Source organism: Paenibacillus sp. PAMC21692 (genome assembly GCF_014303795.1).
In the GTDB taxonomy this organism is placed as follows: domain Bacteria; phylum Bacillota; class Bacilli; order Paenibacillales; family Paenibacillaceae; genus Pristimantibacillus; species Pristimantibacillus agaridevorans.
Genome location: NZ_CP060293.1, coordinates 5,187,360 through 5,212,627, shown reverse-complemented (window position 1 = coordinate 5,212,627; position 25,268 = coordinate 5,187,360). Strand labels below are relative to the sequence as shown.

19 protein-coding genes are annotated in these 25,268 nt (G+C 52.1%); 18 read left to right on the top strand and 1 reads right to left on the bottom strand.

Annotation, left to right across the window (positions count from 1 at the left end; all coding sequences use genetic code 11):
* Positions 1-14 precede the first annotated feature (14 nt).
* A complete protein-coding gene (locus tag H7F31_RS20935; protein ID WP_187100373.1) occupies positions 15-2,309 on the bottom strand; it encodes a helix-turn-helix transcriptional regulator in 2,295 nt (764 codons plus the stop codon).
* Positions 2,310-2,554: 245 nt separating this feature from the next.
* Here H7F31_RS20935 and H7F31_RS20930 point away from each other — a divergent pair, with 245 nt between their 5' ends.
* The 18 genes from H7F31_RS20930 to H7F31_RS20845 all read left to right on the top strand — a co-directional run bounded on the left by H7F31_RS20930 (position 2,555) and on the right by H7F31_RS20845 (position 25,231).
* Positions 2,555-3,538, top strand: a complete 984-nt coding sequence (locus H7F31_RS20930; RefSeq protein WP_187100372.1) for a Gfo/Idh/MocA family protein — start codon at positions 2,555-2,557, stop codon at positions 3,536-3,538.
* Positions 3,539-3,692: 154 nt separating this feature from the next.
* On the top strand, positions 3,693-4,598 hold the full coding sequence (locus H7F31_RS20925; protein WP_187100371.1) for an ABC transporter permease: 906 nt from the start codon (positions 3,693-3,695) through the stop codon (positions 4,596-4,598).
* A gap of 14 nt (positions 4,599-4,612) precedes the next feature.
* Complete coding sequence (locus tag H7F31_RS20920) at positions 4,613-5,479, top strand: carbohydrate ABC transporter permease (protein WP_187100370.1); 867 nt, start codon at positions 4,613-4,615, stop codon at positions 5,477-5,479.
* A 77-nt stretch (positions 5,480-5,556) separates the two neighbouring features.
* Positions 5,557-7,125, top strand: a complete 1,569-nt coding sequence (locus H7F31_RS20915; protein WP_187100369.1) for an extracellular solute-binding protein — start codon at positions 5,557-5,559, stop codon at positions 7,123-7,125.
* Positions 7,126-7,208: 83 nt separating this feature from the next.
* Entirely contained in the window at positions 7,209-10,634 is a 3,426-nt protein-coding gene (locus H7F31_RS20910) for a carbohydrate binding domain-containing protein (RefSeq protein ID WP_187100368.1), read from the top strand.
* A 75-nt stretch (positions 10,635-10,709) separates the two neighbouring features.
* Entirely contained in the window at positions 10,710-12,215 is a 1,506-nt protein-coding gene (locus H7F31_RS20905) for an S-layer homology domain-containing protein (protein ID WP_187100367.1), read from the top strand.
* Between the two features lie 229 nt (positions 12,216-12,444).
* A complete protein-coding gene (locus H7F31_RS20900; protein ID WP_087568665.1) occupies positions 12,445-12,846 on the top strand; it encodes an Rrf2 family transcriptional regulator in 402 nt (133 codons plus the stop codon).
* 71 nt (positions 12,847-12,917) lie between these two features.
* A complete protein-coding gene (locus H7F31_RS20895; protein WP_187100366.1) occupies positions 12,918-13,820 on the top strand; it encodes a class I SAM-dependent methyltransferase in 903 nt (300 codons plus the stop codon).
* A 232-nt stretch (positions 13,821-14,052) separates the two neighbouring features.
* A complete protein-coding gene (locus tag H7F31_RS20890; RefSeq protein WP_187100365.1) occupies positions 14,053-14,499 on the top strand; it encodes a potassium channel family protein in 447 nt (148 codons plus the stop codon).
* Between the two features lie 103 nt (positions 14,500-14,602).
* Positions 14,603-14,680, top strand: coding sequence for a K(+)-transporting ATPase subunit F (gene kdpF / locus H7F31_RS34600; RefSeq protein WP_187105457.1), 78 nt, complete (start codon positions 14,603-14,605; stop codon positions 14,678-14,680).
* A gap of 33 nt (positions 14,681-14,713) precedes the next feature.
* Positions 14,714-16,393, top strand: a complete 1,680-nt coding sequence (gene kdpA / locus H7F31_RS20880; RefSeq protein WP_187100364.1) for a potassium-transporting ATPase subunit KdpA — start codon at positions 14,714-14,716, stop codon at positions 16,391-16,393.
* Between the two features lie 25 nt (positions 16,394-16,418).
* Positions 16,419-18,449: a potassium-transporting ATPase subunit KdpB gene (kdpB, locus tag H7F31_RS20875; protein WP_187100363.1), complete on the top strand. Its 2,031-nt coding sequence runs from the start codon at positions 16,419-16,421 to the stop codon at positions 18,447-18,449.
* A gap of 17 nt (positions 18,450-18,466) precedes the next feature.
* Positions 18,467-19,075 carry a potassium-transporting ATPase subunit KdpC gene (kdpC, locus tag H7F31_RS20870; protein ID WP_187100362.1) on the top strand — a complete coding sequence of 203 codons (609 nt, stop codon included), beginning with the start codon at positions 18,467-18,469 and terminating at the stop codon, positions 19,073-19,075.
* Positions 19,072-21,429 (top strand): histidine kinase, encoded by a 2,358-nt coding sequence (locus H7F31_RS20865; protein WP_187100361.1) that lies wholly within the window; start codon positions 19,072-19,074, stop codon positions 21,427-21,429. Before kdpC ends, H7F31_RS20865 begins: the two co-directional genes overlap by 4 nt.
* A 12-nt stretch (positions 21,430-21,441) precedes the next feature.
* On the top strand, positions 21,442-22,968 hold the full coding sequence (locus tag H7F31_RS20860; protein WP_261800085.1) for an ATP-binding protein: 1,527 nt from the start codon (positions 21,442-21,444) through the stop codon (positions 22,966-22,968).
* On the top strand, positions 22,965-23,666 hold the full coding sequence (locus H7F31_RS20855; protein ID WP_187100359.1) for a response regulator: 702 nt from the start codon (positions 22,965-22,967) through the stop codon (positions 23,664-23,666). The genes H7F31_RS20860 and H7F31_RS20855 overlap by 4 nt, the downstream gene beginning before the upstream one ends.
* A gap of 113 nt (positions 23,667-23,779) precedes the next feature.
* Positions 23,780-24,679, top strand: coding sequence for an ROK family protein (locus H7F31_RS20850; protein ID WP_187100358.1), 900 nt, complete (start codon positions 23,780-23,782; stop codon positions 24,677-24,679).
* 279 nt (positions 24,680-24,958) lie between these two features.
* Positions 24,959-25,231 carry a hypothetical protein gene (locus H7F31_RS20845; RefSeq protein ID WP_187100357.1) on the top strand — a complete coding sequence of 91 codons (273 nt, stop codon included), beginning with the start codon at positions 24,959-24,961 and terminating at the stop codon, positions 25,229-25,231.
* Positions 25,232-25,268 lie beyond the last annotated feature (37 nt).

Sequence of the window (25,268 nt, the reverse complement as noted above, 5' to 3'; positions counted from 1 at the left end):
AGTGGCTGCAAGGATTACTCCTCCCATTTGATGTTCTGTCTTCGAAATTCGCTGGGCGTCATGCCTGTATACCGCTTGAAAACGCGGTTGAAGGAGGCTACCGTGAAGTAGCCGACCAGAGAAGCGATATCTTGAATAAGCAGATCGGTTTCAATAAGCATCTCTGTCGCCTTGTTCATGCGTACGGTGTAGATGTAATCGCTGAAGTTGGTTCCCGTCTTCTCCTTGAAGTAACTCGACAAGTAAGGTCCGGTTATGCCGAGCTTGTGCGCAATGGCATCCAGCGACAGATCGCCGCCATAATTCGCCTCCACGTATTCGAAAACAAACTTCGTAATAGCATCCGTCTCGGACTTCTTCTCCTGAATGGCAATCGCGGACCTTGTGAGCAAACGTCTGAAAAACGTTTTGTATTGCTCCAACGTGTAGCAGGATTTCAGCTGCTCATGCAGATGACTGCCATCCACGACGGAAGCCACCGACACATTCTGAGCATACATAGCCTTGATTGTTCGATTGACGATATCCTTGGACCACTCCTGAAACTGCCCCGCTGTTGCGCCGGCTTTATCCAGATGATCGAGGAATCGCTCGACTAGCGGGATCGTTACGGTTTCGATGCCGGCTTGCAGATTGGCTACCAGCTCCGTCTCTTCGGAAGGAGTAGGGACGAGCAGGGAAGGATGTGCTTCCCATTGCGTAATAATCTGAACGTCCTCGCCAAGCTTGCGCTGCCGGATCAGATCAAGCGCGTTCTGATACGTCTCCGCGAAATCCGTCGCATATTTGCGAACGGGGCTTGGCGCGATCGTGAAGTTGCAGTAGGGCGCATCCGAATCGAAGATCCGGATCAACGTGCGCATCTCCGCTTCCGGTTTATCCGCTTGATCGTCATCCAGGAACAGAATCGTCAGGATTTGATCCTTTTCGAGCTGGAAGGTCAACGATTCGCCGTACAGACTGGTGAAATGCGCATCGATCAATTCCTTGTACGTATTGAAAGCTCGATGCACCGAACTTGAGATTTCCAGAAGGAAACGTTCTTTGAACTCAAGGTGGAATAACACTAGTCTGTAGGGACGATCTTCGTCCATTCTCGTCTCCAGCCCGGCGCCGCCGCCGATCTTCTTAAGCTTGGACATGTAGGCGAACTGTTGGAGCATGGTGTTTTTGGTCTGAAGATCATGATGGAATTTCTCGTTAGAGCGCGACAAGTCGCGCAAAGTCGAATGCAGCATATTAAATTCCTTGATTCGGCTGCTCGCCGCGCCGGGACCTCCCAGAACGTTGTAGGTCTGAATGGATCGAATCATCTTCGCAAGCGGATTATGGAACTTTTTCGCAAGGATATAGGATACGGCCAGACTGATCAAAATCGACAGAGCCAACAGGACGAACATAAGCACGTTTAAATTGCGAAGCTGATTCGTCAGCCCCCTGTCTGCCACGACCTCAACATAAGTGAACCCCGTCTCGGAGCCGCTACGGAAAAAATAATACTTGTCGTCCAGCTTGGCGTACCCGCCCAGTCCCGGGTAGGTCCCAGCCTCCATCTTCAGATTGTCCGGCATGCTGATCGAAGGAGAAGAGGAGTAGATGACTTGCTGATCTTCATCCAGTATAAGCAGGCTGCTGCCGGGTTTGGGCTGATGGAACGCTTCGAAGGCTCTGGCGCTTTTGAGGAGCAGAATGAAGGCCAGACGATCATCGTAAGCGCTTTTGACCAGAATAGGAGTCAGATTGCCGTAAGAGAATTTTTCGAATGCCGTCTCCATACGAAAGTTCGTAGTGGGATAAACTTTGAAACTGTCGACGGACTCCGCTTGTCTCTTCCAGAATTCCACGGAATAAGTATCGCTGACGTAGAATTTGCCGAACATCGTCTCCGCGTTCCTCGTCCCTTCCTTATCGAACACAAAACCCGTGTCTTTGAAGTAATAAATAATGTTGTCCAGGTAGAGCAACGAATTGTTCATCGTATTGCGAAGCTCTCGCTGAACCCGCGATACGATATCGTAATGAAACGCGCTGGTGCCGTTCTTCAATATTTGCGTATCGTTTTCGAACAGGTTGCTGAGCATAAAGCTTCGCATGAGCTTAAAGTGTTTCTCGTAGTTGGTGACCGTCGTGTTTAGGTTAAGACCGCTGTTGACGATAATCTCCTCTTTGATCCGATCGCGGAAAAAAGAATACGTGACAAGGTGGATGGAAACAAGCAGCAGAATGATGGCGATAAAGCTGCAGAGTAAGGTGTAAAAAAGTGACAGCTGGTTGTTCGAAATGTTCGGGAACGGGATCAGTCGCTTCATGCCATTATTCCTTTCATTAATTGCTCTGCTTTACAGCTTTACAAAATTCATATAGCGAGTATAGCACGAGGTATTAACAATGGCTCAATAATCAACGCTTACGATCCTTATCATTTCTTATGAAATGGGCGAAATAACGCGATTTTGACGGAAATCGGACAAGGAAACCAAGATTCCACGATACACAAAAGAGCCGACGTCTTGTAAGCTAACCTCCGAACACAACGACGAGGGGAGAAACTTTTATGACGGCAAAATACCGGATTGCAGTTGTCGGAGGCGGAAGCATTGCCGCTTCGCATCTGACGGCGATTAAGGAAATGGGCCAGGCGGAGGCTTGCGCCGTAGCCGATATTGCGGAGGAACGAGCGGAGCAGTTGGCCGTCGCTTACAACATTACGCCTTATATCGATTACAAAGTGATGATTAAAACCGAGCGGCCGCATATCGCGATTATTACGCTGCCTCATTATTTGCACAAGGAAGCGGCGATCTTTGCGGCGGAGCAAGGCTGCCATATTCTGCTTGAGAAACCCATGGCAATGAACGTGCAGGAGTGCGACGAGATCGAACTGGCCGTCGGAACGGCAGGCGTCAAATTGATGGTTGGGCACACGCAGCATTATTCCGCCGAAAACGTATTGGCCAAAAAAACACTGCAAAGCGGCGAACTCGGAAGACTGGTCATGATCAATGATCGCAGACATCTGCCTTACGACAAACCGCAGCGTCCGCAATGGTTTTTCGAACGCGCCAAAGCCGGCGGAGGCATTCTGATGAACCTGGGCTCCCATTCCATCGACAAAATTCAATGGCTGACGAACGATACGATAACGAAGGTGCGGGCATCGGTCGATTACGGTTTGGGCCGTGGCGATGTGGAGGGAGGGGGATTGGCTTATCTGGAAACCTCCGGCGGGATACCGGCGATCGTCTGCCAATCGGGATACCCGGGGGCTGCCATCGACGAGACGGAGCTGCTCTTTACGGGAGGTAGCCTGCGGCTTCGAACCGGCATCGGAGTTTGGATCAGCACGGGCGGAGCTTATTCGGAGGTCCATGCCGAGAGATTGCCGGGTCCGGCGCTGGCCATGCAGATCCTGGATCTGCTGCATGCCGTCGAGAGCGGCGAGGAGCCGGAATGCTCGATGGCCTATTCGCGAAGCGTCGTTGCGGCCGTCGAAGGACTATACCGTTCCAGCGAGCTGCGCTCGGAGGTACTGGTTTAAGCTGCCGCTTCGCAACAATTAAGATCATTGTCGAAAATGCGAGTGCTCGCATAATTGCAAGGTTTCGCAAGCACTGGCGATTGTCCAAGGGGCCATTGACCCGCTATCGTTAACGGCATAGACACGTTATGCAGACCAGACAGGAGGATAAGGGATGGCGCAATTCCTAACCAGATTCAATCGAAGCAAATACTTGCTCATACTCTTTTTGCCAGCGCTTGTGTATTACATCATGTTCAAGTACGTTCCGATGTTCGGCATTCTGATCTCTTTCAAAGATTACAACGCGTTTAAGGGCGTATGGGAAAGCGATTGGGTCGGAATCAAATATTACAAGATGTTTTTCGAGAGTCCCGATTTTCTGAAGCTGCTTCGCAACACGATTCTGCTAGGCGTCTACAAGATCATCTTCGGATTCCCGGCGCCGATCATCCTTGCGCTTCTATTAAACGAAGTAAGAATTCAAGTCGTCAAACGCGTGGCGCAGTCCATCAGCTATTTGCCGCATTTCATCTCCAACGTCGTTGTCGTCAGCATGATGTTCCTGTTTTTGTCGCCGTCGAACGGAATCGTCAACCAGCTTGTAGAGTGGTTCGGTTACGAGTCGATCAACTTTATGCAGGATGATAATTACTTCCGTTCTCTGTATGTCCTCTCGGGAATATGGCAGCATATCGGCTGGGAGACGATCATTTATTTGGCAGCTCTAAGCGCGATCGATCCGCAGCTGTACGAAGCAGCGCGAGTGGACGGCGCGAACAGATGGCATCAGCTTCGGCATATTACGGTGCCCGGCATCAGTTCCGCCATCATTATCTTGTTCATTCTGAATATCGGGCAAGTGCTCGACATCGGATTCGAGAAAGTATTGCTGATGTTGAATCCATCCATCTACAACACGGCGGATGTGCTGAGCACCTACGTATACCGTACGGGCATACAAGCCATGAATTACAGCTACGGTACGGCGATCGACTTGTTTACGAGCGTCGTTAACCTTGCCTTTATCCTCAGCGCCAACTGGATTAGCCGCAAAGTCAGCAACACGAGCTTATGGTAGGAAGGAGCGGGACTATGAAAATCAAATTTACGGTATTCGATGTCATTATCTATTTTGTTATCTTCTGCGTAGCCTTATCCGCCTTGTACCCGTTCCTCTATATGATCGCCGTCTCGCTTAGCGGCACGGTGCCCGTATTAAGAGGCGAAGTATTCTTGTGGCCGAAGGAGTTCACGCTTAATACGTATTCCGTCGTATTCGACAATCCCGATATCGGCAAAGCGTATATCAATACCATCCTTTATACCGTGCTCGGCACAACGATTTCCTTGTTTGTTACAGCAGCAGGAGCGTATGCTCTCTCCAAAAAAACGATGCTGTTCCAGCGCCCCTTTATGATCATGATCGTCATTACGCTGTTCTTTAGCGGCGGGATGATTCCTACGTTTTTGGTGGTCAAAAGCTATAACTTGATCGATACGATCTGGGCCATGGTCATACCTACGGCGGTTAGCTCCTGGAACTTTATCGTCATGCGCACCTTCTTCATGAACATGCCGCAGGAGGTAGAGGAGTCGGGCAAAATCGACGGATTGACGGACATTGGGATCTTCTTCCGTCTGGTGCTTCCGCTATCCAGCGCCATCATCGCGACGATCGGTCTGTTCTACGGCGTCGCCATCTGGAACAATTTTTTCTCCGCGCTGCTCTATCTGCGCGATGCCGATCTATTGCCGCTCCAGGTCATTATTCGCAACATGGTGCTTCAAGGCGCCGGCGGCGCAAACGGCGCGGGCAATATCGGCGGCGACAGCATGATCGTCGACGAAGCATTGAAGTACGCCACGATTATCGTGACGACGGTTCCCATCCTTTTGGTCTACCCCTTCCTCCAAAAGTATTTTGCAAAAGGAGCGCTAATCGGGTCGGTCAAAGGTTAATATAGAATCCATGGGAAGTAACACCAAGCAAGCGGGCAAGTCATTGTACACCAAATTAAGGGAGAGTGGGGCAAAGTATGAAGAAGAAATGGTCAACCGTTATGCTCGCAACCGTGCTGGGATCAAGTTTGGCGCTGGGCGCCTGTTCCGGCAACAACAATGGAGGCAATACGCCTGACGCTAGCGCGACGACGAAGCCGAGCGACAGCGCAGGGGCGACAAGCGAGCCGCTTAAGCAATCAACGCTTACGTTCTTGAATTACAGCAATCCGAGCTGGCCGTACGATGAGAACTGGATGGTATGGGATATGATCAAGGAGAAGACGGGCGTTAAGCTCGATATCCAGCTTCCATCCGGCAACTTGCTGGAAGACTCCATCAGCTTGGCGGTCGCGGGCGGCGAAATGCCGGATCTGATGTGGATTCAATCCAAAGCGGCAGCTGACAAGTTCGGCCAACAAGGCGCACTGGCCAACATTTTGGATTATGTCGATCAAATGCCTAATTTCAAAGCATTTATGGAGAAATATCCGCAGGAAGTACAAAACTTTATCTCTGCTGACGGCAAGATGTACATGACTCCGAACCAAGGCATCGGCGATACGAACCGCCGCGTTTGGATGTATCGCGAGGATATTTTCAAAGAAAACGGCCTGCAAACGCCGAAAACGTGGGACGAGCTCTACAGCGTGCTGAAAACGCTCAAAGAGAAGTATCCGGACAGCTATCCGCTTACGTTCCGTAACGGACTTCGTTACTTCTACGACTTCGGCGCGGCCTTCAACGTGTCCGCCGACGTCGAAGTTTCCAAGGCGAGCGTGATCCATGATAACGCTACAGGCGAGTGGAAGTATGCTGCCATTCAAGAAGAGTACAAAAAAATGCTGGAGTACTTCAATAAGTTTTACAAAGATAATCTGATTCCGAAAGACTTCCTGACGATCGATACGAAGATGTGGCAGGATATCGTATCTACGGATCGCGCGTTCGTCACGCTGGATTATATCGGACGGATCGACTTCTACAACAACGCGCTTCGTCCGGCTAACGCCGCGTTTAACATGAACTTTATGGCGCCGCCTGCAGGCTGGGAAGGCGGACCTCAGAAGAACGCGTATACGCAAACGAGCGAAGAAGGTTTTATGATCGCGTCGACGACGGACAAAATCGAAGATGCCGTGAAATTCATCGATTTCTTCTATTCCGAAGAAGGCAAACAATTGTCCAGCTGGGGCATAGAAGGCGAGACATCCTCAAACGGCGCGTTCATCGAGAAATACGCCGACGTTGCCGATATGCGCAAGAAAACCGGACTGTCTACGGACGGCACTTATGCTTGGTTCGATTACGACGCCCACATTTCTCTGTCGTCGCCGGAGCTGAAGGTTGCTTACGCGGAAGCGCCGAAATACGACAGCGATCCAAAAATCTCCATCTCCTTTACGCCGGAAGAGCAGCAAATTCTGAGCACGAAAGGCGATTCGCTCAACAGCAACCGCGATGAGAACTTCGCGAAGTTTATCATGGGCACGCGCAGCTTCGATGAGTGGAGCAGCTTTGTGGAAGAGCAGAAGAAGCTTGGCTACGAAGAGATCGTAGGTCTGTACAAGACGGCGCATGAACGTGCGCTTGCGGCTGTAAAGTAATATTTTGCAATGATTCGACAAGCCTCGTTAGCTTTAACGGGGCTTGTCTTCCGACAAACTGTCAAGCGAAAGGATGAGGATTAGTGGCATCATCACAAATTATGAAACCGTTATCTTTCTTGCTTGTAATCACTTTGCTGTTAGGGTTAATAACATCAGCCAATCTGGCTATGCCGACCGCGGTTCAAGCGGCGGGAGGGATTCCGCTCGATCTGGATTTCCAAATGAACAATATGGACTCCAGCGCTCATAATACAGCCGGCGATACGACAAGCACCTCCGGTCTCGCGGTCCAAATCAATACCGATCCGGATTATGTCCACGAAGGGACGGGTTCAAAAAAATGGATTTTGGCCATCCCGGATCAGGCTAACCCGGGGAGTCTGGTTCCGGGAAGCGCCATGATTTATTCCAAGGAGGACCCCAGCGTCGACTTGAACAGCTACGATAAGCTGTCGTTCTGGGCTTATTCGGTCAAACAGCGTACCGGCAATCAAACCGACAGACCGGTGGAAATTCGTTTCTATATGAAAGGCGACGCGTCGGCCTATTATTATTACAGACTATTGCTGGATTGGACGGGGTGGAAAAAAATCGAAATTCCGCTAGCCACGATAAAATCGCAAATTACGGGGGCTCCAAAACCGTTTGGTCCCCTTGACTACCTCCGATTTAATCCTATTGCGCTTGGCAGCACGACGAATGACCCCGAATTGGCGGTATATCTGGATGACTTCCGACTGACCGGAAGCGGCGAATTGTTCCCAGCCGTGGCGGACAAGCCTAGCGGCACCTATATGAACAAAGTGAAAGTGAATCTCGTCAGTGCGTCCACGCCCTCTGGCGCGAACCGCATTTACTACAAACGTTCAGAAGTAGACAGCGACTTCCAACTGTATTCCGGCGCTCTGGAACTGACTCAAACAACGGAGTTGGTCGTCAAGTCCGTCATGAACGGCGTGAGCAGCGCCGAAACGACCTATAGCTACACGGTGGATATCGATCCGAACTTCGTCGGCGAGGTCGAGGCAGCTCCCAAATCGGGAACCTTCCCGCAAGCACAGAACGTTACATTGACGTCCGAATCGGAAGATGCGCAAATTTATTATAAATACGAAGGCGAGGAGGATTCCGCTTACCGGTTGTACAACAGCCCGATCGTGATCGACGAGAACGCCGTGCTTGTGACAAAAGCGATGATCGGAAGCTACTCAAGCGAGCTGATGACATACGCCTATACGATCGACCTGTCCAGCGCGGGCAGCACGCCGCTCGGCAACAATGAAAACTTTACGACGGGCTCTATCCGTTGGACCAATACGACCAACGCCGCTTCGCCGGCTGACGGTCAATACTCCGGTTATTGGGCGAATCCCGCGACTCCGATCGACATTGTCGGGCATGATGGGACAAACGCGGGGCATATTACCGAGCTCAACCAAATCCAGTGGCAAAATTACGATCAAATCGAGTTCTGGCTGTATTCGGAGAAGGCCTCCAACAAAAAGGTGTATTTTCTGCTTTATGCCAACGATCCCGCAACGCCGGGCAACGAATATTTTATGACATCCTTTTTTGTCGATTGGAAAGGCTGGAAAAAAATCGAGCTGCCGTTCAACAAGTTTTTGAACTCAACAGGAAGCGCGGAGATGAACAAGATCAGCAAGCTGATCGTCCACCCGCAATGGTACGGCTTCGATCCCGCGCCGGATCCGACGGACAAGCTGTATTTCGACAATCTTGCTTTAGCCAAAAACGTGGTCGAGCCTTCAATCAAACAAATCAGCCAAAGCGCGCTCCCGGGCAGCACACTGCATTACAGCCTATCCCTTAAAAACATAGGAGAGGCGAGCACGGCCTATAGCTTGACGACAGAGTCCGGCTTCGGTACGGAATATCTGGTCACGTACGACAGCGTAACGGACATTGTTGAGGTAGGACGCTCAATTGACATCGAATTCGAAGTGCAAGTACCGGCGGACGCTGAGCCTGGCGAAACCAGGAAGGCGATTATTTCCGTTCAGCCTTCCGCAGGCGGCAAAGCGTTGAAGCTTGAGCTCAATGTCTCCATAGGCTCGGAGCGAAGCGCGACGAAGCAGCATCCGTACATCATGACTACGAAGGAACAACTGGAGGAATCCAGGGAGAAGATTGAGCATTACGACTGGGCAGCCGACTATCTTGCAGCCGTTAAGGCGAAAGCGGATGTTTGGCTGGAGAAGGAAATCTATTATCCGACTCAGCCGGCAGGGCAGACCACCTGGTTCGTCTGCGGCGACGTGACTTTGACGTACAACTACGACTCGCCTAACAGCCATCTATGTCCCGCCACCAATGAATATGTAACGGGCGATCAGGTCGATACAGGCTGGCGGTTTACGACCCACACGCTGAATACGGAAGCGGCGCGCAATCTCGCCATTGTGTATGCGTTGACGGGCGAAGAGAAATACGCCGAGAAAGCGAAGGAAATCCTGGTCCGTTATTCCGAGCTGTATCCAAGTTATCCCGTGCAGCCGCAATACGGCAAGCTGTTTTTCCAGACGTTGGACGAAGCGGTACAAATGATCCAGTTCGTGCAAGCTTATGATCTCATCAAGCCAAGCGGAGTGCTTGACGTTTCAGAGTCCTATGGCATCGAACAGAACTTGTTCGCGGCGTCGGCGAAGACGTTGCAAGGCTACGATGTAGGCAAGTCCAACTGGCAAACGTGGCATAACGCCGCAATTGGAGCCATCGGCGCCGTGCTGGAGGACAAGACGCTTATGGACTTCTCCGTCCTGGGGCGAAGCGGCTTCGATTATCAAATGACGAACAGCGTATTGTCCGACGGTTTCTGGTACGAAGGAGCGATCGGCTATCACTTCTACGCCCAGATGGCGTTATTGCTTCATGCGCAATCCCTTAAGGAGATGGGCTACGATCTGTTCGGCAACGCGAACTTCAAAAAGACGTTCGACGTTACGCTGCAGTATGCTTATCCCGATCTCGGCATCATCAACAGCAACGATTCCGGCAAATATCCGACGAATCTGGGCGCTCCCGGCCGAGTCGTGCCGATGGATTACGAAGCTGTGTATGCCGAATACAATGATTCTTCTTATGCGGCTTTGCTGAATACGCTATATATCGACAAGGAGAGACCGCGCGGTGGTTATGTTGTTTCGAACAATTCCTCCAGCGGAATCGTCGGCGAACAGGCGGTGTTTTACGGCAAGACGGATATCTTGTCAGGGGGAAGCTTGCCTTCCGAAAGCATGAATTTCGAAGGTTTGGGCCATTCCGTCATTCGCGTAGGCGAGGGCAACGACCAGTTGTTCGCTTTGGTCGACTACGGTCTGCACGGCGGGTATCATGGACATCCGGACAAGCTGCATCTCGATATATTCGGCAAAGGCGAGCGTCTGGCGCCCGATCTCGGCATTCCGCCCTACAGCAATTCCATGTACACATCTTATTACAAGATGTCCTTCTCTCATAATACCGTAGCTGTTGACGGAAAGACGTAAAATATTCCTACCGTCAATAATGTTGAAAGCTACGAACCGACCAAGCTGTATCTCCCTTCGGAGAGCTTCGGCATCATGACGAATACATCGAGCAAAGCTTATGACAATATGAGCCAATACGAACGTACCGTGGCTGTCACCCCGGACTATATGATTGACTTGTTCAAAGTGGCATCCGCGAGCGAACGCCAATTCGACTGGATCATGCGCGGAATCGGAAGCTTCGAGACGGACGGCGAGATGGAACCGATGACTGAGCCGCTTGGCACGGAGGATGCTTATTCCTTTTTCCGCAATGGACATTCGGCGCAGGCAGACGGCATCTGGGAAGGGACATGGCGCACTTCGGCAGGCAACGGCCTGAAGCTGTTCAGCCTGACGAGCTCTGAACAACAGCCGACTACGATGATTGTGGGCGAGTCGCCGGGTCCTGGCAACGATACGGATGCTTATACGCCAACGGTCGTCAATCGCGTGAACGGGACGGAGGCCCGCTACGTGTCGGTACTGGAGCCCTTTAGCGGCGAGAGCAAGATCCAGTCGGTTCGTCGGCTGAACTCGAAGCCCATCGAACAGATTGAAGTGAAGCTGACGGATGGGCGCACGAATCTGTTCCAATACGAGTTCGGAGAGCTTGAGCCGGGACAGCTTCAATATGTTTTCCTTGAGGGCGCCGAGATGGACACCTCGGATGTTAGTCTGCTTGCTTATATGGACGGCGCGACTCTTAATGTCACATTAAACAATGGCGTAGAGATTGATCGCGGGACGTTTGTCATCTATGCGCCTGGCGCGGAGCAGGTTCGTTGGAACGGCGAAGCGATTTCGTTTACATCGAACAATGGGTACGTCATGATTCATGTCGAGACGGAGGAGGAGCCTGCTGTGACGCCGGAGCCGTCGCCATCGGAGTCGACAGGATCAACGCCGCCGCCAGCCAGCATGCCGAGTCCTTCGGCCACTCCGGCACCGACAAACGCGCCTAAACCGTCTACTACTCCGGGTCCCACGCCGAAGTCGAGCGCGAAGCCGGCGATAAAAGACATTGGGGAGCATTGGGCGAACAAAGAGATTCATGAAGTGATCGAACGCGGCATCGCGCAAGGATTCGGCGACGGAACTTTCCGTCCGAATCAGTCCGTCACAAGAGAACAATTTATCGTGATGGTCATGAATGCGCTCAGACCGAACGAAGAAGCTTCGGCTGCTCCATCATTCAAAGATGGTGCTGATCTATCATCGTGGGCAACGCGAGCTATTGCACTAGCGGATGAGATGGGATTAATGTCCGGCTACGAGGACGGAACGTTCCGACCGAAAAACGAATTAACGCGGTCACAGCTCGCCGTACTCCTTGCGAGGACGCTTGGCACCGACGCTCCTAATGTGAATTCGGCTTCCGGCTACGCCGACGAAGCGACTATTCCGGCATGGGCGAGACCCGCAGCTCGATTGCTAAAGGTATTGGGCATCATGAACGGCCGCCCGGGCAACATATTCGCGCCTTTGGATAAGGTGACGAGAGCGGAAGCAGTTACCGTTATTCTAAGACTGGTTCGTTATTTGGAGGAAGATGAATAATAAATCAATTATGGAGAGGACTTAAACTCCTTTAATTGAGAAAATCCCGGCACAATGTCTGTCCCAAGTGGGAGGGAAGGTGCCGGGATTTTTGCATAGCTTGGTTGACTAGTGATCAATAGAGTTTTGAAGAAAATTCGCATCAAATCGAAAGCGGAATTGACGAATCCATTAAATGAAGTTATTATAGACTCATTATATCTGCAATGAAATCGGAAGGAGGATACCGTTGAAATATTCCAAAGCGACGAATTACGCGCTTCACAGCATGCTTTTTCTCGCCGTAGCCACTCCGGAGAAGCCCATAGGCGTCCAGCAGCTTGCGGAAAAGCAGAATGTCTCGCCAACCTATCTGTCCAAAATATTGACGAAGCTCGTCAAAGCCGGCATGATCGAATCCGCATCCGGAGCGAGCGGAGGATACCGGCTCAAACGAAATTGGGAAAAAATATCGTTCCTCGATATCATCCATGCTATTGAAGGTACGACCTCGTTGTTCGAATGCAGCTTGGACCATGGTCCGGAATGCGTTATTCAGAAGGTGGTGCTGGCTGCGGAAGATCAGATGGAGCGGCGCTTGCGCGAACAGACCATATACGATTTGGCCCAGTCGATAAAAAACGTGCCTTAACGGACGTTTTTTTCTCGGCTTTAATCATAGATATAACAACTCTACAAAATCTCAATAAAATCGGAGGAATAATGATGAATGACTTTTTTGACGCATCCGTGTGGGAGAAAGCCTGGAAGGAAGACCGTAATACCGCCATTAACAAAATGTTGAACGCAGGCATGGACCCGACACGCGTATTTGATAAAAGAGCGGTCGCATTCAATAAGGAAGTGTTCAGCGAAGGGGGGAAAAAACGTACCAATCGTATCTTGAGCTGGATTGAAGGCCAGAATGTGAACTTTAATGGAATGACGGTGCTGGATATTGGAGCCGCGTCCGGCGGATTCTCTGTTGCGTTCGCGGAGAGAGGAGCCCGCGTCACAGCCGTCGAGCCAAACGGTCCTCTAAGAGAGCTGCTGCAAGAGAATATTCAGCACTTGCCCGAAGGAAGCGTCGAAGTGATCGCCGAACCTTTCGAAGATATCGACCTGGAGAGCAAAGGCTGGCTAAATAAATACGATCTCGTGTTCGTCTCTATGTGTCCAGTCATTAATGATTGGGAGGGCGCGGAGAAAGTACTCGGCTGCGCCCGAGGTTTCTGTTATATCAGCATGCCGGCAGGACGCAGGGAGCATAGCCTTCTGGATGATGTGCGAACGCTAGTCACGCAGGAGCCGATTCGTGACGAGATCATGGAATTTGCCTATTTGCTGCACCTTCTCTATCTGAAGGGATATTCGTTCGAATCCCTCCTTTCCCGTGAAGTCAAAACGACAAAAAGCGACCGTGAGACTGCTTATAAGGAGGTAATAAACTGGCTGAAAATCCACGGTCTGCCGGCGGACGAAAACAGCCTATCCATCATTTCGGAATATTTGCAGCAAACATACCCTGACGGTCATGTGGAATACCAGGAGGGCGGACGATTCGGGAAGGTGCTCATCCGACTCCAGGATCAAAGCATGTATACGCGAATGCCTCGTCAAGCATAAGCGATTAACCGAAAAAAACATTATAAGGTCCTTGAGCATGCATGCATGTTGCTCAAGGGCTTTTTTGCGTACAGAAGAGTATTGGCGATTTTTATATTTTTTTTATATCAAGGCGTTATTTCTTTACCCCCTTTTTACCCGAACCCGTTCTAAGATGAAAGTGTGAATCCGGACTTCATGAAATGCCGCAGCTTCAGCTTTGGGCCAGAAGCAAACAGAGGAGAAAACGAACATGAACAAACACGAGAATGTCATATTAGTTTCGGCTCCTAACCTGAGGGGAGAGCAGTTCGTAAGAGCTCTTCTCCATAGGCATATTCCTTTTACAGCGATCGTCAACAATGAGCAGGAATACGAGCGGCTGCTGGGACTAGGCGTCGAGACGATTATAGCGGTGGACACGTCGGACGAAGGAGTCTGGTCGGCGGCCCCCGACATCGGCATAGGCCGAGTGTATTTGTTCGAACGAAGCTTGAATCAAATCTGCCGCTATCTCTTGATCTGCAGGAAGTGGAGCAACAATCCCATCTATGTCATTACGGAACAGGTGAGGCCCAAGCTGATGTACCGAGGTCTAGGCGCCAACTACGTTATTTATGCAAGCGGCCAGGATTCCAACTTCTTAATAACGGACGAGATGACGGGTCAAGAACCAACGGGAGAGGATGACACGAAATGATGGATGTGTACATGGCTGCGACGCTGGCTGCCGCGTTTGTCGTATTTTACGGATTCGCGGCATGGTGCGGGCATGTCATTGAAGATAAAGGAGAGGATTCCCTGTGACTTTGCTGCTGATCTGTGCCCTGCTCGTTTTTGTTTATTTGATATACGCGCTGATCCATCCGGAGAAATTCTGACCCGGCCCAAACCTACCCAAAGGAGGATGCCTCATGGGCATTGTACAAATCGCCATCGTCTTGATCGTGCTTATTCTGCTTGTCAAGCCGCTTGGCACTTACGTTTATCACGTGTTCTCGAATAAGCGGAACCGGAGCGATGCCGTATTCGGACCGATCGAAAACTTGTTGTACAAACTTATTGGCTTAAAATCGTTTGCGGGCATGACATGGATGGCCTATGCCTTAAGCGTCTTGCTTACCAACGTTGTATTAGTAGCCATAGGTTACATCGTTCTTAGAACGCAGAATCTGCTGCCGGTCAATCCGAGCGGAATCGACGGCATGGAGGAGACGCTCGCCTTCAATACCATCATCAGCTTCATGACGAATACGAATCTGCAGCATTACAGCGGCGAAACGGGACTTAGTTATTTCTCCCAGATGGCCGTCATTATGATGATGATGTTTACGTCGGCGGCAACGGGCTTCTCCGTTGCGATCGCGTTCATTCGCGGGTTAACGAGCAGAGGAACGACGATCGGGAACTTCTTCCAGGATTTCGTCAAGGCGCATACCCGTATTTTCATTCCCGCTGCTGTTCTCGTAACACTTGTTCTTGTTGCGCTGCAGGTCCCGCAGACGCTTCAATCGACTTTAAATGTTACGACTCTGGAGGGGGAGGCGCAATCCATCGCAATTGGACCCGTCGCCTCGCTGGAAGCCATCAAGCATATCGGAACGAACGGCGGAGGTTTTTTCGGAGCCAACTCGTCCCATCCGTTTGAGAATCCAAGTCCGCTGACGAATGTCATCCAAATTTTATCCATGTGGTTATTGCCAGCTGCGCTGCCCTATACATACGGGCTGTTCGCAGGGAATCGCAAGCAGGGCTGGGTCGTGTTCAGCGCCATGATGACGCTGTTCCTCCTATTCCTTACAACTGTATATATAGCGGAGACGCGAGGCAACCCGGTCTTCAACGAGTTAGGCATCGATGCCTCGCAAGGCAGCATGGAGGGCAAGGAAGTGCGATTCGGCATTCCGCAATCCGCCTTGTTTACGGCCGTTACGACTGCCGCTACGACAGGTACGGTCAACAATATGCATGATACGCTGACTCCGATCGGCGGACTTGTGCCGCTGGCCGAGATGATGCTGAACGTCGTGTTCGGGGGCAAGGGCGTCGGCATCGTGAACATGCTGATGTACGCCATTCTCGGCGTGTTTCTGGCAGGGCTAATGGTGGGGCGGACGCCGGAATTTCTCGGAAGAAAGATCGAGCCCAAGGAGATGAAGCTGATCGCAATCGTCATACTCGTGCATCCGCTCATTATACTGGGACCGACGGCCATCTCGTTTCTGACCCAGCTTGGTCAAGGGTCGATCACGAATCCCGGCTTCCATGGCATAACGCAGGTTCTGTACGAATTCGCTTCATCCGCCGCCAACAACGGGTCCGGCTTTGAGGGTCTCGCCGACAATACGCCGTTCTGGAACATATCTACCGGGATCGTCATGCTGCTGGGAAGGTATGTCGCCATGATCGCGATGCTTGCCGTAGCCGGTTCTCTGGCCGCCAAACAATGGGTGCCCGAGGCGATCGGGACGTTCCGTACGGATAACGGGCTGTTCGCAGCCATACTGATTGGCACGGTTGTTATCATCGGAGCGCTCACGTTCCTGCCAGCGGTCGTTCTGGGACCGATCGCGGAACAGCTGACGCTTCGTTAATGCGAAGAATGAGGTGACGAAAAGAATGAATGAGCAACGCAAAGCGCTGTTGACGCCTGCTATCGTAAAAAATGCCGCGATCGACAGCTTCAAGAAATTAAACCCCATGTCCATGATCAAAAATCCCGTCATGTTTGTCGTGGAGGCCGGAACATTCGTCGTCCTGATGATGACGATCTTTCCCGACTACTTCGAAGCAAGGGGACAATTCGGATTTAATTTAACCGTCTTCCTGATCCTTCTGTTTACTCTGCTGTTCGCGAACTTCGCCGAAGCGCTCGCCGAGGGGCGGGGCAAGGCGCAAGCCGATACGCTCAAGAGGTCGAAGGGGGAGATGATGGCGAACAAAATCGTCGGAAGCGGGATAAAGGTCGTTCCTTCCACGGAGCTGCGCAAAGGGGATATGGTCGTGGTCGCTTCGGGAGAATGGATCCCGGGCGACGGAGAAATCGTCGACGGGCTAGCCTCCGTCGATGAATCCGCGATTACGGGCGAATCGGCCCCCGTCATTAAGGAAGCCGGAGGCGACTTCAGCTCGGTAACGGGAGGAACTCGCGTCGTGAGCGACCGGATCATGGTGCGGATTACGAGCGACCCCGGGGAATCGTTTATCGATCGCATGATTTCGTTGGTCGAAGGAGCGAAACGCCAAAAAACGCCGAACGAGCTGGCGTTGAACACGCTGTTGACAAGTCTGACGCTAATCTTTTTTATCGTGATCGTTACGCTTCCGCCAATCGCCAGTTATGCGGGAGTCGACCTGGAAGTGCCGGTCCTTATCGCGCTGCTCGTATGTCTGATCCCGACGACGATCGGCGGGTTGCTGTCGGCTATCGGCATCGCCGGCATGGACCGCGTGACGCAATTTAATGTGATTGCGACATCCGGCAAAGCCGTGGAAGCTGCCGGCGACATTAATACAATGATTTTGGACAAAACGGGAACCATCACGTACGGGAATCGGATGGCCAGCGCCCTTATTCCCGTGGGAGATGCAACGGAGAGCGAACTGGCCGGGTGGGCAGCGATCAGCTCGCTGCTGGACGAGACGCCGGAAGGGCGTTCCGTGCTTGACTACATGAAAAACACGGGAGGGAATTATTCGGCCGAGCTTGGAAAAGGCGCCGCGTTCATTCCTTTCCAAGCGGAGACCCGGATGAGCGGCATGGACTTGGCCGACGGCCGCAAGGTTCGCAAAGGCGCTGTTGATTCCATAAAGAAATGGGTAACGGCTTCGGGCGGCACGATCCCCAAGGATCTGGAAGAGAAAGGGAATGCTATTGCGTCCAAAGGGGGAACGCCCCTGGCGGTAGCCGTCGACGGCCGCGTATACGGACTCATTTATTTGAAGGATACGGTTAAGCCGGGCATGCGCGAGAGGTTCGAGCAGCTGCGGCAGATGGGCATCAAGACGATCATGTGCACCGGCGACAATCCGTTGACGGCGGCCACGATCGCACTGGAAGCGGGAGTGGACGATTTTATCGCGGAAAGCACGCCCGAGGACAAAATTGCCGTTATTCGCCGAGAACAGGAGCAAGGCAAGCTCGTCGCGATGACCGGAGACGGCACAAACGACGCGCCCGCGCTTGCGCAAGCCGACGTCGGGCTGGCGATGAACAGCGGGACTGCCGCCGCCAAGGAAGCGGCCAACATGGTGGATCTGGATTCCGATCCTTCCAAGCTCATTGAGGTGGTGGCGATCGGCAAGGGGCTGCTCATGACGCGCGGAGCATTGACGACGTTTAGCATCGCAAACGACATTGCAAAATATTTTGCAATTATCCCGGCGATGTTCATGCTTGCGATTCCCGAGATGGGCGTGCTTAACATCATGAATCTGGGATCTCCCGCATCCGCGATCTTGTCGGCGCTGCTATTTAATGCCATTATTATTCCTCTGTTAATCCCGCTCGCCATGCGCGGCGTCCGTTATCAACCGTTGAGCGCTTCGAGGCTGCTTGGCCGCAATATGTTTCTATATGGGCTCGGAGGCGTCATCGTGCCGTTTATAGGCATCAAGGCAATCGATATGATCGTACAACTTTGGGTGTAAGGAAGGAGACGCGACTAATGTCAAATCATACTGATCAACTTCGTTCGGGGAGAACGTCTTTGCTCATCGCAATCCGAGCGGGCGTCACGTTTATTGTCTTGTGCGGATTGCTGTACCCGCTGTTATGCACGGGTCTTGCCGGGCTGCTCATGCCGAATCAGGCGGGCGGAAGCTTGCTGAAAAACGGGAACGGGGATGTCGTCGGGTCTGAACTGATCGGACAAAAGTTTACAGACCCCGCTTACTTTCATGGCCGCGTATCCAGTATCGGCTATAAGGCGGAAGCGTCGGGATCGAACAACTACGCTCCTTCGAACCCTGATTTGCTGGCGCGAACCCGGGCGTCTATTGACGAATGGAAGCAGAACAATCCCGAAGTCCCGATCCAACAACTCCCGATCGCGCTAATAAGCAATTCGGGTTCCGGGCTTGACCCTCATATCACGCCTGAGTCAGCCTACGTGCAGGTTCCGCGAATAAGGAGCCTGACGAATCTGACGGAAGAGCAGCTTCGTTCGCTTGTCAAAGCGCATACGGAAGATCGCGATCTCGGCTTATTCGGCGAGCCGAGGGTCAATGTATTAAAGCTCAACATGGCGCTTCAAGCGATGATTTCCCGTTCATGAATTCTTACAGACGCAAGACGCCTGAAGAAATATTGTCTACTATAACCAAGCTGCGCAAAGGCAGATTGACGATCTTTATCGGCGCGGTAAGCGGCTCGGGCAAAACCTATCACATGCTGCGGGAAGGGCAACGCCTGAAGCAGCAAGGCATGGACGTCGTGATTTGCGCGGTCTCGACTATGGGGAGGCCCGAAACGATGGAGCAGTTGGGGACGCTGGAACGGGTGCCAAGCATTCATTGGCAGAAAGACGATGTCCCGCAGAAGGATTTAAATCTGGAGGCATTGATTGCCCGCAATCCCGAAATCGTACTGGTCGATGGACTGGCGCATCGGAATCGCAAAGGGGCCTCTAATCCAACCCGGTTGGAGGACATACGCGAATTGCTTGGCAGAGGGATCAGCGTAATGACGACCGTAAACGTCTACGAGTTGGAAGGCGTATCGCATGTAGCGCACAAGTTGACGGGAATACAAGGGGAGGCGACGGTGCCGGACGAGACGCTGGAATCCGCCGATGAAGTGAGACTGATCGACGTCACGCCGGAGACGATGCTGAAACGGATCGAAGAAGGCAATCTGACCGGCGTCCGATCAGCATCCATGCTGGCAAGAGGCAATCTCGGCGTGTTGCGGGAGCTTGCGCTGCGGCAGATGGCCGAAGAGGTCAACGAATCGTTGGAGAAGCATCGGGGAGAGTTGGGACTGACCGGTCCATCGGGAGCCAGCGAGAGGATTCTCGTATCCGCTCAATATCACTGGAACGGGTCTATTTATGTCCGCCGCGGCCAGCAGATCGCCAAGCGATTGAATGGAGATCTGCATGTCGTTTCGTTTGCAAAAAGCAGCTCTGCGCTAAACAAGGAAGAGACCATGTTCAAGGACTCCATAATGAAATTAACTTCGAAGATCGGCGCAACCTTTACAGAGCTGCCGTACCCCGGCAGGCGCCGCATCCCCGACTCGCTTGTCCAATACGCGATAAACAATGGCGTAACGCGAATCGTCATTGGACATTCCAAGCACGGTCCGTGGAAGGAATGGCGGCAAGGTTCTATCGTAAACGGATTGCTGAATAAGATCTGCAGTACGGATGTCTTTTTTGTGGCAGACAGGGCGGATCAAGAAGGCGAACGTATTATGCCGGCAAAGTCTAACCGGGTAGCGGAACGCTCCGAGTCTTATAAACGATTGAACGAACAAGAGAGGGATCGACGAATCGATCGGATAAGTCGAGGGTCGTTCAAAGTATATATTGGCGCCGCCCCCGGCGTTGGCAAAACCTATACGATGCTGAGAGAAGGCAATGCTCTTCTACGCAAAGGAGTTCAAATTGTAATTGGACTGCTGGAAACGCATGGACGGCAAGAGACCGTTTCTCAAATAGGCGAGCTTCCCGTCGTGCCGCAATCCGTCATCGATTACAGGGGGACGCAGCTCAGGGAAATGGACGTTCCGGCTATTTTGGGGGAAAATCCGGAGGTGGTTCTGGTCGATGAGCTGGCTCATACGAACGTGCCGGGAAGCAAAAACAAAAAACGGTACGAGGATGTATTGGAGCTGCTGGACGCTGGCATTAACGTCATCTCCACTATGAATGTCCAGCACTTGGAGAGTTTAAATGATGCCGTGGAGCAAATCACCGGCATTCGGGTGAGAGAGACCGTGCCGGATTGGATGCTGGGCATTGCCGACGAAGTCGAATTGATCGACGTCTCGCCCGACCGGCTGCGGCAACGGATGCGCGAAGGCCGGATCTACGCGCCGGACAAGATCGAACAGGCGTTAGGCCGGTTTTTCTCGAAAGGCAATCTGATCGCGCTTCGCGAGCTTGCTTTAAGGGAAATCGCGGACGACGTCGACGAACGGCTGGAAGCGTGGGATCGGAAGGAATATTTGCGGGGACCATGGCGAAGGCGGGAGAGCATCTTCGTAGCGGTTACGCTGGGTTCGGGCGCGGAACGGCTCGTTAGGCGGGGCTTCCGCATCGCGCATCGGCTGAAGGCGGTATGGCATGTCGTCTATATCCACGCCAATTCTCGGCTTACGGAGGAAGAGCAGAAACGTGTCGACGAAATTTGTGCGTTTACAGCGAGGCTTGGAGGGCGTTTCGAATACGCTGCAACCGAGTCGAAATGCGATATTCCCCGCATCCTGTTAGATATGGCTTCAGCGTATGAAACGACGCAGATGATCGTAGGACAGCCGTCCAAACGCTGGATGCCGTTCTTGCAACGAGGTTCCGTCGTAAAGACCTTACTGAGCCGCGGGAGGCATATGGATGTGCTTGTCGTAGCCAAGTTGCCATGCCTTCGTTCTCCTGTGTATGATGGTGTTTATAAAGTTAACGTGTGAGGGATGAAGGTCATGAGGCAGCAGGTATACCTATGGGTCACCGTTGCGAACGTGATTTTGACGTTCGTGTTTTCGAAGTGGTGGCCGACGGTTGAACTTGTAAACATCGCTCTGCTTTATTTGTTGCCTGTGCTGATGGGGGCAGTGTACGGCGGGAAAGGTCCTTCTCTGTATGCTGCAACGCTAGGGCTGGTTTCGTTTAATTACTTTTTTGTCCCGCCATTCTTCAGCTTCGCCGTTTCGGATCTTCGCAACTTATCGACGTTTGTCGTTTTCTACGTCGTAGCGGTATTAACGGCTAGTCTCGCTTCACGGCTCAAGGCTCAGTTGAAGGAATCCGAGCGGAAGGAAGGTTATACCGCCTCGTTATACGCGATTAGCAAAGAAATGAGCGCATTTACAGACATTCAATCGCTTCTGCATAACGTATCGGATCAAGTATCTATCAGCGTAGGGGCGCCAGCCGTCATTTTTTTGCCGGACGACCTGGATGTTCTGGCGGTTTCGGCATCCACCAAACAACCAGACGATTGGGGGAGCGGCGATGCAGAGCTGACGATTGCGGATTGGGTCTACAGAAACGGGTACAGAGCGGGAAAAGGAACTTCGACGCTGAATGCTTCGAAGGGGTTGTATTTGCCTTTGCGCGCCGAGGATCGCGTTCATGGCGTACTTGGCGTAAAGCTGGATGATGTCGTGCTGTCTTCGGACTCCGTCTCTTTCCTGGAGGCGCTCGGGGGGCTTGCGGCCATTGCCATGGCCAGAGTCAAGTTGAGCGAGGAGGCGAAGCTGGCGCAATTGACGGCAGAATCGGAACAGCTGCGTACCGCGATACTGGACTCAGTCTCCCATGAGCTGAGAACGCCTCTGGCAAGCATGATCGGTTCAGCGGGCGCTTTAATGGACAATGATGCCTTGTTTACTTCGCAGGACCGAATGGAACTGCTCGGCACGATCCGGGATGGCGCGCTTCGCATGAACCGGCTCGTCTCCAACCTGCTGGGAATGGTCCAACTGGAGAGCGGCATGCTGCGGCTTCGCAAGCAATGGTGCGACGCGGAAGACATGATTAGCGTCGTGCTGTCTCAGGTCAGGGACTTCCAACATAACAGGAAGCTGAAGGTGATCATTGCGGAGACCGTGCCCCCCGTCCCGGGAGACGAAGTACTCCTGGAGCAAGTACTTACGAACGTGGTCAGCAACGCGATCAAGTATTCCCCTGACGGAAGTGAAATTGTCATTGAAGTACGTACCGTCGGTGCCGAGTTGTCGATTGCCGTGGCCGACCAAGGCATGGGTATTGAAGCGGCTGCGATAGGGCGCGTCTTCGACAAATTCTATCGGGCCGATAAAACGAGTCATTTGCCGGGAACGGGCTTAGGACTTGCCATATGCAAGGGAATTGTCGAGCTGCACGGCGGCCGTATATCGGCGGCACCCAACGGAGGACGCGGTACGGTCATCACGATTCGTCTCCCGCTGCAAAACCAGGAAAATTCACTGGAACATATGTTGGAGAGGAGCATGGACGCACCATGAGCGCATCCGATAAAGGAGCCAAAATATTGATCATAGACGACGAACCGCAAATTCGCAAGCTGCTCAAAGTAACGCTTCATGCCCATCACTATGATGTGGCCGAAGCCGGCAGCGGCGAAGAAGGCATTCTGCAAACGTCGATGTCGCATCCGGATTTGATCGTCCTCGACTTGGGCTTGCCCGATATGGGCGGCATGGACGTACTAAGGCGGATCCGCGAATGGTCGCAGACTCCCATCATCGTCCTGACCGCGAGAGACAGGGAAGAGGACAAGATCGCCGCGCTCGACGAAGGCGCGGACGATTACGTGACGAAGCCGTTCGGCATGGGGGAACTCGTCGCCCGCATACGCGTCGCGCTCAGGCATGTCGCGGGTTCCGTCAGCGAACCCGTCCTTCGTTTCGGTGCCTTAACGATCGATCTCGCTATGCGAAACGTGGAGCTTGGAGGGGAACGGGTCAAGTTGACGCCGACCGAATACGATTTGCTCAAAACGCTGGCTTCCAACGGGGGCAAAGTGATGACTCAGCGCCAATTGCTGCAGCAAGTATGGGGCCGTCACTATGGCGAGACGGAACAGCATTACCTGCGCATATACGTAGGCCATCTACGCAAGAAGCTGGAGACCGACACTACGAGACCACAGTACATTTTGACGGAGCCCGGAATCGGGTATCGGTTCGCGGTAGAAGATTAGGCATTAAGGATAGACAATTAGCGATTTTTGTGGCTAGATTGTAGAAGTGACCTGGCTGTCCGCTCGGACAGTCATTTTGTTGTAACATGAACGAAACAGGAGGATGAACAACAATGAGAATCGGAGCCATTGAAGGGGGCGGCACGAAATTCGTGTGCGGCATCGGCAATGAACAAGGCGTAATCGAAGACCGGATCAGCTTCCCCACGGAGGAGCCGGAGAAAGTCATGGCTGCCATTATCGACTACTTCCGCAACAAAGACGTTGAAGCCATTGGCATTGGGACATTCGGCCCAATCGATATTGACCCCGCAAGCAAGACGTATGGATATGTAACGACGACACCGAAGCGGGGGTGGTCCGGATTTCCGTTCCTCGCCACGTTAAAGGAAAGCTTTGATGTGCCGATGGGCTGGGACACGGATGTTAACGCCGCCGCATATGGCGAAGCGGTATGGGGAGCCGCGGCAGGACTGGATAGCTGCGTCTACTTCACGATCGGTACCGGCATCGGCGTCGGCGTTTACTCGGAGGGACGGCTTGTGCACGGATTGGCTCATCCGGAAGGCGGTCATATTCTGCCGAGACGGCATCCGGACGATCGTTACGAAGGTGCGTGTCCCTATCATGGAGATTGCCTGGAGGGTCTGGCGGCAGGACCGTCGCTCGAGAAGCGGTGGGGAGTGAAGGGCAGCGAGCTTGCTCCTGACCATCCGGCATGGGAGATGGAAGCCTACTATATCGGACAAGCCGTCACATCGACGATATTGCTGCTTTCTCCGAAACGGGTCATCCTTGGAGGCGGCGTCATGCATCAGAAGCATCTTCTGCCACTCATTCGGCAAGAAGTCCAACGGAATTTGAACGGATACGTTCAGGTTGATGCTATAATTAATGACATAAATAATTATGTCGTTTCTCCTGGACTTGGCGATAATGCGGCATTATGCGGATCCTTGGCGCTCGGCGTCGAGGCTTGGAGGAAATCCTTGGTTAATGTCGATAATGGTTAATGACGTTAAGAAAGCATGGGAGGGCAGCCTGGGAGCAAGTGGATGCTTGCGTTTTCTTGTTCTTGGCGCAGCAGATTACATATGAGCGTCTCTTTATGACCACCCGAAAGGGTGGTTTTTTATTGGTCGGGCGGTTGAATTTCGGAGACGTGGCGGGCTTGTATATGACAATGATGAACGGTCGTTCTCGTTGAATTGCTTGTTGACACATGGTGAGCATCATTATGCTAACGGGCAGAATAGTTCCAATTCATGGTAGTATAAATATAAGAACTTATTTTGCAAAAGGAGGACATCAATATAGCTTTAGTTCATGACTTCATACTTATTTCAAATCAAGAATTTGAAGAGATTTCTTTAAGTGGGATATTTAATTACAGGGACAGTAATTCAGAAAATGTTGTTCAATTACATGATGACATGTTTGGATACATGCAAGATACATTGAAATGGATAGAGACCATAAATCCTGACAAAAACGAAATTGCTATGGGATTTAATTATTATGGATGGTCTATAATTGAAAAAACGGGAGCAACAAAATTAACATAGCTGATGAAAGCCTGGTATCTTATGTTTTCAGAATCTC

What these genes read in the sequence shown, in the direction of transcription:
- H7F31_RS20925 (WP_187100371.1), top strand. Translation starts at nt 3,693, where the DNA reads ATGGCGCAATTCCTAACCAGATTCAATCGAAGCAAATACTTGCTCATA.
- H7F31_RS20935 (WP_187100373.1), bottom strand. Translation starts at nt 2,309, where the DNA reads ATGAAGCGACTGATCCCGTTCCCGAACATTTCGAACAACCAGCTGTCA.
- H7F31_RS20905 (WP_187100367.1), top strand. Translation starts at nt 10,710, where the DNA reads ATGACGAATACATCGAGCAAAGCTTATGACAATATGAGCCAATACGAA.
- H7F31_RS20930 (WP_187100372.1), top strand. Translation starts at nt 2,555, where the DNA reads ATGACGGCAAAATACCGGATTGCAGTTGTCGGAGGCGGAAGCATTGCC.
- H7F31_RS20850 (WP_187100358.1), top strand. Translation starts at nt 23,780, where the DNA reads ATGAGAATCGGAGCCATTGAAGGGGGCGGCACGAAATTCGTGTGCGGC.
- kdpB (WP_187100363.1), top strand. Translation starts at nt 16,419, where the DNA reads ATGAATGAGCAACGCAAAGCGCTGTTGACGCCTGCTATCGTAAAAAAT.
- H7F31_RS20855 (WP_187100359.1), top strand. Translation starts at nt 22,965, where the DNA reads ATGAGCGCATCCGATAAAGGAGCCAAAATATTGATCATAGACGACGAA.
- H7F31_RS20915 (WP_187100369.1), top strand. Translation starts at nt 5,557, where the DNA reads ATGAAGAAGAAATGGTCAACCGTTATGCTCGCAACCGTGCTGGGATCA.
- H7F31_RS20860 (WP_261800085.1), top strand. Translation starts at nt 21,442, where the DNA reads ATGAGGCAGCAGGTATACCTATGGGTCACCGTTGCGAACGTGATTTTG.
- kdpA (WP_187100364.1), top strand. Translation starts at nt 14,714, where the DNA reads ATGGGCATTGTACAAATCGCCATCGTCTTGATCGTGCTTATTCTGCTT.
- H7F31_RS20920 (WP_187100370.1), top strand. Translation starts at nt 4,613, where the DNA reads ATGAAAATCAAATTTACGGTATTCGATGTCATTATCTATTTTGTTATC.
- H7F31_RS20890 (WP_187100365.1), top strand. Translation starts at nt 14,053, where the DNA reads ATGAACAAACACGAGAATGTCATATTAGTTTCGGCTCCTAACCTGAGG.
- H7F31_RS20895 (WP_187100366.1), top strand. Translation starts at nt 12,918, where the DNA reads ATGATGAATGACTTTTTTGACGCATCCGTGTGGGAGAAAGCCTGGAAG.
- H7F31_RS20865 (WP_187100361.1), top strand. Translation starts at nt 19,072, where the DNA reads ATGAATTCTTACAGACGCAAGACGCCTGAAGAAATATTGTCTACTATA.
- kdpC (WP_187100362.1), top strand. Translation starts at nt 18,467, where the DNA reads ATGTCAAATCATACTGATCAACTTCGTTCGGGGAGAACGTCTTTGCTC.